The sequence below is a fragment of the Ruegeria sp. TASC047 genome, from assembly GCF_059612445.1.
Genome location: NZ_JBXWQP010000019.1, coordinates 319700 through 332844 on the forward strand (window position 1 = coordinate 319700; position 13145 = coordinate 332844).

Here is a 13145-nt window from a genome sequence, read left to right on the forward strand (position 1 = left end):
GATAAATGCGTAACTTTCTGTAAACTCACCTTTTCAGAGCATCCCCAGATCAACCTATCCCCGAGGGATATCAAACCCAGGTTCTGCCAGTTGGAACCCATCGAATTGAAATCCGGGAGACACTGTACAACTGACCAGCGTGTAATCACCGGTGCTGCGCGCGGCCTGCCAATGGCCGGTGGGAACAATCAGTTGCGGTGCGCCCCGAGACAAATCGGGTGACAGCACATGGTCAACCGCCGGGCCCTTGTCTGTTGCGCTCAAGGACAGGATTAATGGCGCGCCCGCGTGGTAGAGCCAGATCTCGGTCGCGTCGACCCGGTGCCAGTGGCTGCTTTCCCCCGCCTGCAGCAAGAAGTAGATACAGGTGCCGGTCGGGCGGCCCTTGTTCTCGGCGCGCCAGGTTTCCGCGTACCAGCCGCCCTCGGGGTGAGGTTGCAGGTTCAGGCGGTCGATGATCTCTTGTGCGGTCATGTGGCCCCCGTGTGTTTGGCGCAATTATGCACGGCAAGGTGTGATCCGCTATGGTATTCGTGCGCACGGGGAATATGTATGCCGCATGACACTGACCATTCCATTCGATAACTCATATGCCCGCCTGCCGGACGCGTTTTTTGCGCGACAGAATCCGGTGCCTGTACGCGCGCCCAAGTTGATCGCGTTCAATGATGATCTGGCACGGCTGTTGCAGGTCCATCCGGGCGACGTGCAAGAGATGGCGGAAGCCTTTGCAGGTAATCGCATCCCCAATGGTGCGGACCCCATCGCGCAGCTTTATTCCGGGCATCAGTTTGGCCAGTACAACCCGCAGCTTGGGGACGGGCGCGCGGTGCTGTTGGGCGAAACTGTCGGAATAGATGGTGTGCGGCGGGATGTTCAGCTTAAAGGCTCGGGCCCGACGCCGTTTTCACGTAGGGGCGACGGCAGGGCGTGGCTGGGTCCGGTTCTGCGCGAATACGTGGTGTCCGAGGCGATGCACGCGCTGGGCATCCCCACAACACGCGCACTGGCGGCGGTAGAGACCGGTGAAACCGTGTTCCGGGAGGGTCCGATGCCCGGTGCGGTGCTAACCCGGGTTGCAACCAGCCATTTGCGAGTAGGTACCTTTCAGGTCTTTGCCGCGCGGGGGCAGTTGGAAAATCTGCGGCGTCTGACAGAGTATGCCATCGCGCGCCACTATCCCGGCGTCGAAGGGCCAATGGGCCTGCTGCGGGCCGTTCGGGATGCGCAGGCCCGCCTGATCGCTCGGTGGATGAGCGTGGGCTTTATCCATGGGGTCATGAACACCGACAATTGCTCGATCGCGGGTGAGACCATCGATTATGGCCCCTGTGCCTTCATGGACGTTTATCACCCCAATACGGTCTACAGCTCGATAGATCGGATGGGCCGTTATGCCTATGCCAACCAGCCAGATATTGCAGTGTGGAATCTGGCGCAGCTGGCAACCTCACTGATCCAGCAGATGGACAACAAGGACGCGGCTGTTGAGGAGGCGACCGAGATCGTGCATGCCATGCCAGACCTGCTGCAACAGAACTGGTTGACCCGGTTCCGGGCAAAGGTCGGACTGACGACCGCTGAAGAAGGCGATCAGGCGCTGATCACCGATCTGCTAAAACGCATGGCCGAGGGGCAGGCTGATTTCACCAACACCTTCCGTGCGCTGGGTAAAGATACCGCGCGCGATCAGTTTATCGACCCGCAGGCCTTTGACAGCTGGGCAGAGGGCTGGCGTGCACGTTTGGTGCGTGAGACGTCACCGCATGACGTGATGACCGCAGCGAACCCGGTCTTTATTCCGCGCAATCACCGGGTCGAGCAGTTGATCCAATCAGCGGTGGCGGGGGATTACCAGCCGTTCCATCGGCTGAACGCCGTCCTCGCGCGGCCCTACGACGATCAGGCAGATGCGGAGGATCTGAAACGGCCCCCGACCGATAACGAGGTCGTGCACGCCACGTTCTGCGGTACGTGACGGTCAAAAATCTCTGGTAGTCGCTCGGTGCGGTATGGTTTCGCGGGGAGGGGCGAATTGTTTTGTCCGGTCTAAATCGGTGTTGGATGCGCTGAAACTGCGGTACTTCCGTCCTGCCGCTCCCGGATGAAATGAGGGGAAACCCATTTGTTTCCGGCCGCGTCACGTGCCGGGTTTTTAAGCGATATACCATGCCAAGGCGACTTCCCCGGTTGCCGTTGCTGCGAAGTGAAACTGAAGGGTTGCGTCCGGCGGCAGGCGTGTCACTTTGGGTCAAGCCCACTGGTCAAATCTACATGCAGTCATCTTCCACCCTTCGCATTGCCAGCTATAACATTCAGAAATGCCTCGGGCTGGATTTCCGGCGCCAGCCGCAGCGCATTTTGCAGGTCATCGAACATATGCAGGCCGATATCGTTGTGTTGCAGGAGGCCGACAAACGTCTGCCGCCGCGCCCGGCGGCCCTGCCGCATTTCATGCTGGATGAAGCGGGGTGGCAGATCGTCGATCTGGGCGGTGCCGGTAGTCTGGGCTGGCATGGCAACGCGGTGATCTGGCGTGGCGAGGGCCTTTCGGTCCGGCGGACCGGACATCACGAATTGCCCGGGCTTGAACCGCGCGGCGCGGTCCGTGTCGAATTTGATACCCATATCGGGCCGTTGCGGGTGATGGGTATGCATCTGGGGCTGTTGCCTGCATCGCGACGTCAGCAGATCTCGCATATCAGGCGATTTGATAAAGAGCTGGAGCAGATGCCGACTGTCTGGGCGGGGGATTTCAACGAATGGTCCCGACAGCCGATTCTGGATCACCTCGCGCCGGAAATGCGTTTCCTGCCCCCCAAGCCAAGTTTTCCCGCGGCGCAGCCGCTGGGCGCGCTGGATCGGATCGCGCTGGGCGCGGGCGTCAGGGCCACTGCGCATGGTGTCCATGACGCGCGCCCTGCACATATCGCATCGGATCATTTGCCGGTTTGGGCTGATTTGGCGCGCGTGGCTTAACTTCAACGGAAAAGAAGAAATCCCTGTGGCGCAAAGTGCGCAGACATACTAAGACAGACACCCGAGCAATTCTGAGGGGCATCATGTCGGAAACGATTATTGGACGTTGTGAGGCCAAGGGTCTGCGCATGACCGGTCAAAGAAGGATCATCGCGCAGGTATTGGAACAAAGCGACGACCATCCGGATGTCGAAGAACTGTACGCGCGTGCTTCTGCCATCGACACAGGCATCTCAATTGCGACGGTGTATCGTACGGTCAAATTGTTCGAAGAGGCCGGGATTCTGGAGCGTCTGGAGTTCGGCGATGGGCGGGCCCGTTACGAGGATGCAGAGCGCGATCACCACGATCACCTGATCGACATGCAGTCGGGCGAGGTCATCGAATTTGTCGATCCCGAAATCGAAGCCCTGCAGGAAAAGATCGCCGCCAAGCTTGGGTACAAGCTGAAAGGGCATCGGCTGGAACTGTACGGCGTACCGCTCAAGCAGAAGTGATCCATCACAAATCGCGAACGGCCCCGCCACGTTAATTCATTGAACGTGTCGGGAATTGGCTTGCCAGACGTCGCTGGTTGCGGTTCATGTGCCCGGACACTGCACCCCAAGTACCCTTTTCCTTTGGACGCGCGCATGAATAACGTAAACGGCATCCTTTTGCTGATCGGCTCGATGGCGGCCTTTTCGCTTGAGGATATGTTCATCAAGTTCCTGGCGGGCGCTGTACCGACCGGTCAGATCATGGTGTGTCTGGGTGTGTTCTGCGGGATTGTCTTTGCGGTGATGTCGGTGGTCACCCGCAAACGCATCTTCGATCCCGTGGCGTGGAAACTGCTGCCGATGCTGCGCGCAGGGACAGAAGGATTCGGTGCCGTGACCTTTGTCACCGCGCTGTCGCTGATCGATCTGTCCACTGTCGCCGCCGTGTTTCAGGCCATGCCGCTTGCCGTGACCATGGGCGCGGCCCTGTTTCTGGGAGAGCAGGTCGGCTGGCGCCGCTGGAGTGCCATTGGTGTCGGCTTTGTCGGTGTTCTGATGATCATTCGCCCCGGATTGGAAGGGTTTCAGCCGGACTCGCTGTTTGTCGTTCTGACCGTGTTTGCGATTGCGGCGCGTGATCTGATAACGCGCAAGCTGGATGTTCGGGTGGCCTCATCGGTTGTGGCGATGCAGGCGTATATCGCAGTGGCGCTGGCCGGGTTGCTGTTGATGGTTGTTTCAGGAACACCCTTCGTGCCGGTACAAAGCGGCCAGGCAGGTCCGTATCTGGGGGCGATCGGTTTTGGTGTTCTAGGGTATTACGGCATCGTCACGGCCATGCGGGTTGGCGAGGCTTCGGCCATGATGCCGTTTCGCTACACGCGTCTGGTTTTTTCGATCCTTGCCGGAATGCTGATGTTCGGGGAACGCCCTGATGCGCTGACAATGGCTGGGGCGAGCCTGATCATCGGATCTGGCCTGTATACCTTTATCCGCGAACGACGTTTGGCGCGCAATCTGGTCCCGGCGTGAACCTGTTGGCGCAAACAGCAAACTGTTAGCCCTAAAGGTCGGTAAATATGCGTGTTAGCGATAACGGAACCGGTTTACTTTTGGCCGGTTGCTGTTATGACGCGTGCAACCGACTGCAGCCATAGGGACAGACCTCATGAGCACCATTATTGACATCCACGCGCGCGAAATTCTGGACAGCCGGGGCAACCCGACAGTCGAGGTCGACGTGATTCTGGAGGACGGCACCATGGGCCGCGCCGCCGTACCGTCCGGTGCGTCCACCGGCGCACATGAAGCCGTTGAAAAACGCGACGGCGACAAATCCCGCTATATGGGCAAAGGGGTTCTGGAAGCCGTGGCCGCCGTGAATGGTGAGATCGCCGAGGAACTGGTGGGTTTTGACGCGACAGAACAAGTGGCCATCGATCAGGCGATGATTGAACTGGATGGAACCAATAACAAAGGCCGTCTGGGTGCCAACGCCATTCTGGGCGTGTCGCTGGCCACCGCAAAGGCGGCAGCCGATTTCACCACGCAGCCCCTTTATCGCTACGTCGGTGGTACCTCGGCCCGCGTGCTGCCGGTGCCGATGATGAATATCATCAACGGCGGCGAACACGCCGACAACCCGATCGACATTCAGGAATTCATGATCATGCCAACCTCGGCCGCGAATATTCGCGAGGCGGTGCGCATGGGGTCCGAAGTGTTCCACACCCTGAAGAAAGAGCTGTCGGCTGCCGGTCTGGCCACCGGTGTCGGTGACGAGGGCGGTTTTGCCCCGAACATCGCCAGCACCCGCGAGGCGCTGGATTTCATCCTGAAATCCATCGAAAAGGCGGGCTACAAACCGGGTGAAGAAATCCACCTGGCCTTGGATTGCGCGGCGACCGAGTATTACAAGGACGGCAAATACGTTTTGGCGGGCGAGGGGATCACCCTGACGTCCGAGGAAAACGCAGCCTATCTGGCAGCGCTGGCCAACGACTATCCGATCATCTCGATCGAAGACGGCATGTCCGAGGATGATTGGGACGGCTGGAAAGCCTTGACCGACGCCATCGGCGACAAGGTGCAGTTGGTGGGCGACGACCTGTTTGTGACCAATCCGGCGCGCTTGGCCGAAGGGATCAAGCGCGGCTGCGCGAACTCGATGCTGGTCAAGGTGAACCAGATCGGTTCGCTGACCGAAACTCTGCGCGCCGTCGATATGGCGCACCGTGCGCGTTACACAAACGTGATGTCGCACCGTTCGGGCGAGACCGAGGATGCCACCATTGCCGATCTGGCGGTGGCGACCAATTGCGGTCAGATCAAAACTGGCTCGCTGGCGCGGTCGGACCGGTTGGCCAAATACAACCAGTTGATCCGCATCGAGGAATCACTGGGCGAGGTTGCGGAATACGCAGGCGCGTCGATCCTTCGCAAGTAACGCGCGTGGTGCTAGGCTGGCCCCTGGGTTTAATCCGGGGGTCGCATTGTGCTGAACATCATCGAACCGGAAACGCCGGACCAGTTTGAAGCGGTTCGGCGTTTGTGTTGGGATTACAGGGATTTCCTGCTGGCACTGGATGAAAGAACCGCCCAAATCGTTCAGGCCTTCTACCCAAGCGAAAAATACACCCGTGTAATGGACAACATCGACGCGGAACACACGCCGCCGAACGGTGGGATCAAACTGGCATTGCTGCATGGGAAACCGGTTGGCTGTGGCATGTTTCACACGTACGAGCCTGGTGTGGCTGAAATCAAACGCGTATTTGTAACTGACGCAGCAAGAGGGACCGGCGCAGGCTGTGCCATCATGCTTTCGCTGATTGAAATGTGTCGAGATCTTGGGTTCGACTATATTCGAATGGACACCGGCAAACCCCTGGAAGCGGCGACTCGGTTATACCTGTCTTTGGGCTTTCACCTGCGCGACGCCTATTACCAAACTCCTGAAATCGCACGCGACCACCTGCTTTTTTTCGAGATGCCGCTATTTGAGAAAGACACACGCGGGCCTGAGAAAAGTTAGAGTTTTCAGGGATATATCCGTCTGTTTTGGAGGTGTTTGACAATAAAAATGTGGCTTATCTATTCTTATGTGTGAACTTGTTACTTATCACGTCCACACCGAATGCCGTAGTTTGTCTTCATTGCAGAAAGGAGACTACGATGTCTGTATCCAAATTCCTTCTGATAATCGCCACAACGTCCATCACAGTATTGTCCGCCTGCGCGGGTCCAGGAACGTATCCGATAACCGGAGAACAGGTTTCGTCGAATGACCCGGTTCAGGACATGAATCCGGCAAATATCTTCCGCGGCGAGTCGCGCTAAAGTACCTTGCTCATCAGCATATACCTGTCACGTTGTCTGAACCCGGTGCGCAGATATAGCTTTTGGGCAGTTTCATTGTTTCGGTCGACTTCCAGATGAAGAGCCATCAGGCCCGCCCCGGCAAGAGCTTTGGGCAGGTCCAAAAGAACCTCGGTGGCAATGCCGCGGCCCCGAACGGCGGGGCGTATATAGATCTCGTCCACGAAACCGTCCATGCCGCCGAACTCGACTGACCAGCCAAAGGTCAGGATGATATATCCCAAAGGCGCGCGCCCGGGTCCGATCAGATAGACACAGCCATGAGGGATGCCATCCAGCATGGGGGCGAGGGCATTGCGTGTCTTGTCGGCGTCCTGTGTCAGCCCGGCCTCGGTATGAAAGGCGGTGACCAGCGTCATAAGGCGATCCAGATCTTCGGGGCGCGCAAGGCGGAGGGCGGCGCTCATAATCTGGCCAGCCTTTCTGTCAGCAAGGTGAAAAAGCCGTCAGCGTCGATTTCCCCCATGAACAACGCATTTGGTGCGCGGTTGGTGACACCCCACCAATCCGCAACGGTCATGCCCAGGGTCAGGTCGGACCCTGTTTCAATCTCGACATTCACGTGGCGACCCGAAAACAGCTCGGGGCGGATCAGATAGGCAGTGACGCAAGGGTCGTGCAGGGGGGCGCCTGCGCTGCCGTATTTCTCTTTGTCGAAGCGTTCAAAGAAATCCGTCATCTCGGCCACGGCATGTCCAACCTTGCTGTCCAATGCGCGGAACGCGTCGTTTCGTGATTTGGTCACCAGCGCTTTGTGTGTGACATCCAATGGCATGACAACGATTGGCCTTTCGGATTTAAAAACGATATCAGCAGCTTCTGGGTCGACATAGATGTTGAATTCAGCGGTGGGGGTGATGTTGCCGACTTCGAAATATGCCCCGCCCATCAAGGCGATTTCCTGCACGCGGTCGATAATATCGGGGGCTTTGCGAAATGCAGTCGCGATGTTTGTCAGCGGCCCCAGTGGACACAGGGTCACCGTCCCAGATTCTTCAGAGCGCAGGGTGTCGATGATGAAGTCCACAGCGTGACCTTCAGCCAAGGGCATCTGCGGATCCGGCAGGACCGGGCCATCCAGCCCGGTTTTTCCGTGCACATGTTCTGCGGTTACAAGCGGGCGGTTCAGCGGTTTGTCGCAGCCCGCATAAACCGGCACATCCGTACGTCCGGCCAATTCACAAACGATTCGGGCGTTCTTGGCCGTAAGGGCGAGTGGGACGTTACCCGCGACGGCCGTGATACCCAGAACCTCGATCTCGTCCGGGCTGGCCAGCGCCAACAGTATGGCGACGGCGTCATCCTGACCGGGATCGGTGTCGATGATGATCTTGCGAGGGGGCATGGGCGTCTCCGGGGGTCGTGAAGGTGGGACACTCGCAAGTGTCGGATCGCTTGTCTACCCGTTTCTGGTCGCCGCCAGTGCATCCGCCGGCGGGAGTTTGCCGTTGGCGCGATGCTCTTCCGTTTTGACCTCGTCCCACAGCGCATCCATCTCGGCCAGATCGCTTTGCGTGGGGGTCTTGCCCCGTTCGGCCAGCCGGGCTTCGACCTTTTCAAAGCGACGGGTGAACTTGGCATTGGTGCGACGCAGGGCGGCTTCGGGTTCGATGCCAAGATGACGGCCCAGATTGACCATCACGAACAGCAGATCGCCGAACTCGTCTTCCAGTGCGTCGGCATCCATTTTGTCGCGCGCCTCTTCCAGTTCGGCGGCTTCTTCGGTGATCTTGGCCAGCACATGGCTGGCGTCAGGCCAGTCGAACCCCACCCGAGCGGCACGTTTTTGCAGCTTATGCGCGCGCAACAGGGCGGGCAGGTTTGCGGCCACACCGTCCAGTGCACCTTTTTGTTCTTTGCCCGCCCGCTCGGCGGCTTTGATGGCTTCCCAATCTTTGGTTTGCTGGTCGGCCGACTTGTCACGGGATTCATCGCCAAACACATGCGGATGGCGGCTGACCATCTTGTCGGACATGGTGCGCACCACGTCCTGAAAGGTGAAATGTCCTGCTTCTTCTGCCATTTGGGCGTGAAACACGGATTGGAAAAGCAAATCCCCCAGCTCGCCCTTAAGCTCGTCAAAAGCTTCACGTTCGATGGCGTCCGCGACCTCATAGGCCTCTTCGATCGTATAGGGGGCGATGGTTGCGAAATCCTGTTCGATATCCCACGGGCAGCCGGATTGCGGATCGCGTAGGCGGCGCATGATTTCCAGCAGCCGTTCGATACCTGCATTGCTGTCATGGATCAGAGGATTTTCAGCCATTGCGAACCCTTTCATTCCGGTGTCAGATGCATCCATTCCGCAGTCCCGATCAGGAGTCCACCCCAGATGCCCGTCGTCAACCGAATTGCCGATTTCTCTGCCGACATGACCAGATGGCGCCAGTATCTGCATACCATCCCCGAGTTGGAATTCGAATGCCATGAAACGGCAGCCTTTGTGGCCGAACGTCTGCGTGAGTTCGGGGTTCATGAGTTGCATGAGGGGATCGCAAAGACCGGGATGGTCGCGATCATCAACGGGCAGGGCGACGGGCCGACGATTGGCTTGCGCGCCGATATGGATGCGTTGCCAATTACCGAAGAAACAGGCGTTGAATATGCCTCTCAGAACCCCGGAAAGATGCACGCCTGCGGTCATGACGGACATACTACGATGTTGCTGGGTGCGGCACGTTATTTGGCCGAGACGCGAAATTTCAGCGGTCGCGTGGCGCTGATCTTTCAACCCGCCGAGGAAGATGGCGGCGGTGCTGGTGTGATGGTCGAAGAAGGCATCATGGACAGGTTCGACATCTCGCAGGTCTACGCGCTGCACAACGCGCCGGGATTTGCCGAAGGGACGTTCTATACCACGCCGGGGCCGATCATGGCGGCTGTCGATACGTTCGAAGTGCATATTCAGGGTGTCGGCGGCCACGGTGCCATGCCGCATGAAACCCGTGATCCGGTTATGGCGGCCTGTGGGATTGCGCAGGCCATTCAGACCATTGTCAGCCGCAACCATTATGCGCTGGATGATCTTGTCGTTTCGGTCACGCAAATCCACACCGGCACGGTCAACAACGTTATCCCGGATACGGCCTATATCAACGGTACCGTCCGAACGTTCGATCCGAACGTCCAGCAGATGGTGATGCGGCGCATGGCCGAGATTGTCGAAGGACAAGCCAAATCCTATGGGGTCGAGGCGCGATTGGAATACAATGTCGATTACCCAGCCACCATCAATGATGCCGAAAAGGCGGGCTTTGCGACCGAGGTGGCGCGTGAAATATCCGGTGACGACCGGGTCACCGGCAATACCGGGCGCGAGATGGGGGCCGAGGATTTCTCGTATATGCTGCAAAAGCGCCCCGGTGCTTATTTGTTCCTTGGGCAGGGCGAAGGCGCAGGGCTGCATCATCCGAAATACAACTTTAACGATGAAATTGCACCGGTGGGCGCGTCGTTTTTCGCGCGGATCGTGGAAAAAGCGCAGCCGTTGAGCTGAAAAAAGGTTCGGGAAAGGGACTACAGAAGACATGGCACTCGAAGACGCAAGAAACCAGGTGGATGAGGCATTCACCAATCCGGACCTCAAGGGGTTGTCTTATGAAAATACGTTCGGCGGGGCGACGTCTTTTCTGCGGCGGCTTTACACCAAGAACCTGAAGGGTGTGGACATCGCCGTTACTGGCGTGCCGTTTGATCAGGCAGTTACGAACCGGCCCGGCACGCGCCTTGGCCCTCGGGCGATCCGTGAGGCCAGCGCACTTCAGTCGCCCGATGCGCCTTATGGCTGGCCCTTTGATGCGCTGAGTGAACTGGCGATCGTGGATTATGGCGATATGGCTTATGATTACGCCAATATCCCGGCCTTTCCTGACACGCTGACCGACCACATCCGAACCATTCTGGCTGCTGATGTGGCGTCGGTTGCGCTGGGTGGCGATCACTATATCAGCTTTCCGATCCTCAAGGCCTATGCCGAGAAATTCGGGCCAATGTCCCTGCTGCAATTCGATGCGCATACCGACACATGGGCCGATGATGACATGTCCCGCGTGGATCACGGGACAATGTTCTACAAGGCTGTAAAGTCGGGCATTGTCGATCCGAAACGCTCGGTCCAGGTGGGTATTCGCACGACGAACGAGGATACGCTGGGCGTGAACATCATCGATGCGCGCGAGGTTTATGAATCGGGACCAGCTGCTGTGGCAGAGAAGATCAAGAACATTCTTGGTGACAGCCCCGTTTACCTCAGCTTTGACATCGACGGTCTTGACCCGGCTTTTGCCCCTGGTACGGGCACGCCAGTCTGGGGTGGATTAAGCTCGATTCAGGCGCAAATCATCCTGCGCGACATTGCCGGGATCAATATCAAGGGCGGGGACGTTGTCGAAGTATCGCCGCCCTTTGACACCTCAGGTGCGACAGCGATTGCTGGGGCCCATGTGGCGACGCAGATCATTTGCCTGTTGGGGTGGAACAAGCTGGATAAAGCAGATGGGTAAACCCGCAAGGGTTCACGTTAACCAACAGTTAGCCATGCTTAAGGTATGTGCTGGATCAAGTGACGAACAGGGACGGGACCATTACGCACATGACCGAATTCAACCAACCACTTAGCGGGAATGATCTGGCCCGGTTTTCCGGGCCGAACACATTCATGCGCCTGCCGCAGGCCTCCTCGCTTGAGGGGTTGGATGTGGCGGTGTTGGGGGTGCCGATGGATATTGGCACGTCGTGGCGGTCGGGCACGCGCTTTGGCCCCAAGCAGATCCGCGGCGAAAGCGCGATGATCCGGCCCTATAACATGGCCACCAGAGCGGCCCCGTTCGACAGCTTGCAGATAGCCGATATTGGGGATCTGGCGATCAACACCTTCTCGCTTGCAGACAGCCTCAGGATCATCAAGGAAAGCTATGACGCCATTTTGGCGAAAGGCGTGATCCCTGTGGCGATGGGGGGCGATCATTCGATCACCCTGCCGATCCTGCGAGCCATCAAGGCCAAACACGGTCCCGTGGCGCTGGTGCATGTGGATGCCCATGCCGATGTGAATGACGAGATGTTCGGTGAACGCGAAACCCACGGCACCGTTTTCCGCCGCGCCTATGAAGAGGGGCTGATTGTTCCCGACAAGACGTTCCAGATCGGCATTCGGGGCTCGGGTTATGCAGCCTCGGATTTTACCGAGGCCAAGGACTGGGGCTTCCGCCAGTTCCCCGCATGGGAGCTGTGGCAGCAGAACCTGACCCAGATCGGATCGCAGGTTCGCAAGATCATTGGGGACCACCCGGTTTACATCTCTTACGACATCGACAGCCTTGATCCCGCATACGCTCCGGGCACCGGCACGCCGGAAATCGCGGGTCTTTCGACACCGCAAGCGCTGCAACTGATCCATGCACTGCATGGGGTAAACGTAGTGGGATGCGATCTGGTCGAGGTCTCACCTCCTTATGATCCATCGGGCAACACTGCACTGACAGCAGCCAACCTGATCTATGAGATGCTGTGTATCCTGCCGGGTGTGACGTCGCGGTAAGACGCGGTGGAATGTCTTGCCGTCGGTTTTGTTCCGCTTAGGGTTCACCAAAAAGGATAGAGCGGGATGAGAAGGATGGCTTTGTGGGCGGTGGTTGCGCTTATGGTTGGGGCGGGCGCCTATGTCCGGCTGGCACCGTCAGACCCTGCGCGGTGGCACGTCGCTTTGGTTTCGCCCGAAAGCCAGAACTTGCCGGGTGGTGCGTTGCGCGTTGTTGAAACCGGTCCCGACGGGTTGCAGCGTCTTGATGAGATTGCCCAAGCCACGCCGCGCACCACGGTCTTGGCGGGTTCGGTCAGTGAGGGCATGATCACCTATGTTACCCGCACGAAATGGATCGGCTTTCCCGACTACACCACGGTACAGCAGGACGGCGACACGCTGCGCATCCATGGCCGCCTGCGGTTTGGCCGCAAGGATTTCGGGGTAAACAGGGCGCGGGTCGATGGGTGGTTGGCGCAATTCTAGTCGTTGCGCAAACGGTCAGGACGCATCGTCCAAATCTATGGGGTCGAAAGGCTCACTCTGTAATTTGGACGACAAACACCCTTCCTGAACCTCGCGCCACATAGGAACGTTCAGGGACATCTGGCATTGCGCGGTGAACATGCGTCCGTCGACCTGAAGGCAGATCATCTCACCCAGTTCGATGCGAGACCCGGATGTGTCGGTGCAATAGCAATCCCGCGTCTTGCCGTCAGGGCCGATGTAATCGGCGAGGGCAGGCGTGGTTGTCAGCAGCAGAGTAAGATAAACCCGTTTCATGGCCG

16 protein-coding genes are annotated in these 13145 nt (G+C 58.3%); 11 read left to right on the plus strand and 5 right to left on the minus strand.

Features of this window, described 5'->3' with window-relative positions; genetic code table 11:
- Positions 1-54 precede the first annotated feature (54 nt).
- On the minus strand, positions 55-474 hold the full coding sequence (locus AC2FLO_RS04115; protein WP_480485391.1) for a cupin domain-containing protein: 420 nt from the start codon (positions 472-474) through the stop codon (positions 55-57).
- 85 nt (positions 475-559) lie between these two features.
- On the opposite strand from AC2FLO_RS04115, the gene AC2FLO_RS04120 reads away from it, so the two are divergent.
- The 7 genes from AC2FLO_RS04120 (at position 560) to AC2FLO_RS04150 (ending at position 6797) form a co-directional block, all read left to right on the plus strand.
- Positions 560-1978: a protein adenylyltransferase SelO gene (locus AC2FLO_RS04120; RefSeq protein ID WP_496751462.1), complete on the plus strand. Its 1419-nt coding sequence runs from the start codon at positions 560-562 to the stop codon at positions 1976-1978.
- Positions 1979-2274: 296 nt separating this feature from the next.
- Positions 2275-2979 (plus strand): endonuclease/exonuclease/phosphatase family protein, encoded by a 705-nt coding sequence (locus tag AC2FLO_RS04125; protein ID WP_267364547.1) that lies wholly within the window; start codon positions 2275-2277, stop codon positions 2977-2979.
- An 83-nt stretch (positions 2980-3062) separates the two neighbouring features.
- Positions 3063-3476 carry a Fur family transcriptional regulator gene (locus AC2FLO_RS04130; protein ID WP_480473221.1) on the plus strand — a complete coding sequence of 138 codons (414 nt, stop codon included), beginning with the start codon at positions 3063-3065 and terminating at the stop codon, positions 3474-3476.
- Positions 3477-3611: 135 nt separating this feature from the next.
- Positions 3612-4490: a DMT family transporter gene (locus AC2FLO_RS04135; RefSeq protein ID WP_496751464.1), complete on the plus strand. Its 879-nt coding sequence runs from the start codon at positions 3612-3614 to the stop codon at positions 4488-4490.
- Between the two features lie 136 nt (positions 4491-4626).
- The gene (eno, locus tag AC2FLO_RS04140) at positions 4627-5904 is read left to right on the plus strand and encodes a phosphopyruvate hydratase (protein WP_496751466.1); all 1278 of its coding nucleotides are present in this window, start codon (positions 4627-4629) and stop codon (positions 5902-5904) included.
- Between the two features lie 48 nt (positions 5905-5952).
- Complete coding sequence (locus tag AC2FLO_RS04145) at positions 5953-6492, plus strand: GNAT family N-acetyltransferase (RefSeq protein ID WP_480584677.1); 540 nt, start codon at positions 5953-5955, stop codon at positions 6490-6492.
- Between the two features lie 140 nt (positions 6493-6632).
- Positions 6633-6797 carry a hypothetical protein gene (locus tag AC2FLO_RS04150; protein ID WP_480480564.1) on the plus strand — a complete coding sequence of 55 codons (165 nt, stop codon included), beginning with the start codon at positions 6633-6635 and terminating at the stop codon, positions 6795-6797.
- Here the strand turns inward: AC2FLO_RS04150 and AC2FLO_RS04155 are convergent.
- Genes AC2FLO_RS04155 through mazG form a run of 3 tightly spaced genes read right to left on the minus strand, consistent with a single transcriptional unit; the run spans position 6794 to position 9102 of the window.
- Positions 6794-7243, minus strand: coding sequence for a GNAT family N-acetyltransferase (locus AC2FLO_RS04155; protein ID WP_267364554.1), 450 nt, complete (start codon positions 7241-7243; stop codon positions 6794-6796). The genes AC2FLO_RS04150 and AC2FLO_RS04155 overlap by 4 nt on opposite strands.
- Positions 7240-8181, minus strand: a complete 942-nt coding sequence (locus AC2FLO_RS04160) for a nucleoside hydrolase (RefSeq protein ID WP_496751469.1) — start codon at positions 8179-8181, stop codon at positions 7240-7242. The genes AC2FLO_RS04155 and AC2FLO_RS04160 overlap by 4 nt, the downstream gene beginning before the upstream one ends.
- A gap of 54 nt (positions 8182-8235) precedes the next feature.
- Positions 8236-9102 carry a nucleoside triphosphate pyrophosphohydrolase gene (gene mazG, locus AC2FLO_RS04165; protein WP_480538247.1) on the minus strand — a complete coding sequence of 289 codons (867 nt, stop codon included), beginning with the start codon at positions 9100-9102 and terminating at the stop codon, positions 8236-8238.
- 66 nt (positions 9103-9168) lie between these two features.
- Here mazG and AC2FLO_RS04170 point away from each other — a divergent pair, with 66 nt between their 5' ends.
- The 4 genes from AC2FLO_RS04170 to AC2FLO_RS04185 all read left to right on the plus strand — a co-directional run bounded on the left by AC2FLO_RS04170 (position 9169) and on the right by AC2FLO_RS04185 (position 12843).
- Positions 9169-10332 (plus strand): M20 aminoacylase family protein, encoded by a 1164-nt coding sequence (locus AC2FLO_RS04170; RefSeq protein WP_496751471.1) that lies wholly within the window; start codon positions 9169-9171, stop codon positions 10330-10332.
- A 31-nt stretch (positions 10333-10363) separates the two neighbouring features.
- Positions 10364-11338 (plus strand): agmatinase, encoded by a 975-nt coding sequence (gene speB / locus AC2FLO_RS04175; protein ID WP_480480570.1) that lies wholly within the window; start codon positions 10364-10366, stop codon positions 11336-11338.
- 89 nt (positions 11339-11427) lie between these two features.
- Positions 11428-12375, plus strand: coding sequence for an agmatinase (speB, locus tag AC2FLO_RS04180; RefSeq protein ID WP_496751473.1), 948 nt, complete (start codon positions 11428-11430; stop codon positions 12373-12375).
- A gap of 66 nt (positions 12376-12441) precedes the next feature.
- Complete coding sequence (locus AC2FLO_RS04185) at positions 12442-12843, plus strand: DUF1499 domain-containing protein (RefSeq protein WP_496751474.1); 402 nt, start codon at positions 12442-12444, stop codon at positions 12841-12843.
- Positions 12844-12858: 15 nt separating this feature from the next.
- Here the strand turns inward: AC2FLO_RS04185 and AC2FLO_RS04190 are convergent, their stop codons facing one another.
- Positions 12859-13140 carry a hypothetical protein gene (locus AC2FLO_RS04190; protein ID WP_496751476.1) on the minus strand — a complete coding sequence of 94 codons (282 nt, stop codon included), beginning with the start codon at positions 13138-13140 and terminating at the stop codon, positions 12859-12861.
- Between the last annotated feature and the right edge of the window lie 5 nt (positions 13141-13145).

Coding starts and splice junctions, on each gene's coding strand:
- AC2FLO_RS04160 (WP_496751469.1), bottom strand. CDS start 8,181: ATGCCCCCTCGCAAGATCATCATCGACACCGATCCCGGTCAGGATGAC.
- AC2FLO_RS04150 (WP_480480564.1), top strand. CDS start 6,633: ATGTCTGTATCCAAATTCCTTCTGATAATCGCCACAACGTCCATCACA.
- AC2FLO_RS04115 (WP_480485391.1), bottom strand. CDS start 474: ATGACCGCACAAGAGATCATCGACCGCCTGAACCTGCAACCTCACCCC.
- mazG (WP_480538247.1), bottom strand. CDS start 9,102: ATGGCTGAAAATCCTCTGATCCATGACAGCAATGCAGGTATCGAACGG.
- AC2FLO_RS04190 (WP_496751476.1), bottom strand. CDS start 13,140: ATGAAACGGGTTTATCTTACTCTGCTGCTGACAACCACGCCTGCCCTC.
- AC2FLO_RS04185 (WP_496751474.1), top strand. CDS start 12,442: ATGAGAAGGATGGCTTTGTGGGCGGTGGTTGCGCTTATGGTTGGGGCG.
- AC2FLO_RS04120 (WP_496751462.1), top strand. CDS start 560: ATGACACTGACCATTCCATTCGATAACTCATATGCCCGCCTGCCGGAC.
- speB (WP_480480570.1), top strand. CDS start 10,364: ATGGCACTCGAAGACGCAAGAAACCAGGTGGATGAGGCATTCACCAAT.
- AC2FLO_RS04130 (WP_480473221.1), top strand. CDS start 3,063: ATGTCGGAAACGATTATTGGACGTTGTGAGGCCAAGGGTCTGCGCATG.
- AC2FLO_RS04125 (WP_267364547.1), top strand. CDS start 2,275: ATGCAGTCATCTTCCACCCTTCGCATTGCCAGCTATAACATTCAGAAA.
- AC2FLO_RS04135 (WP_496751464.1), top strand. CDS start 3,612: ATGAATAACGTAAACGGCATCCTTTTGCTGATCGGCTCGATGGCGGCC.
- AC2FLO_RS04155 (WP_267364554.1), bottom strand. CDS start 7,243: ATGAGCGCCGCCCTCCGCCTTGCGCGCCCCGAAGATCTGGATCGCCTT.
- speB (WP_496751473.1), top strand. CDS start 11,428: ATGACCGAATTCAACCAACCACTTAGCGGGAATGATCTGGCCCGGTTT.
- eno (WP_496751466.1), top strand. CDS start 4,627: ATGAGCACCATTATTGACATCCACGCGCGCGAAATTCTGGACAGCCGG.
- AC2FLO_RS04170 (WP_496751471.1), top strand. CDS start 9,169: ATGCCCGTCGTCAACCGAATTGCCGATTTCTCTGCCGACATGACCAGA.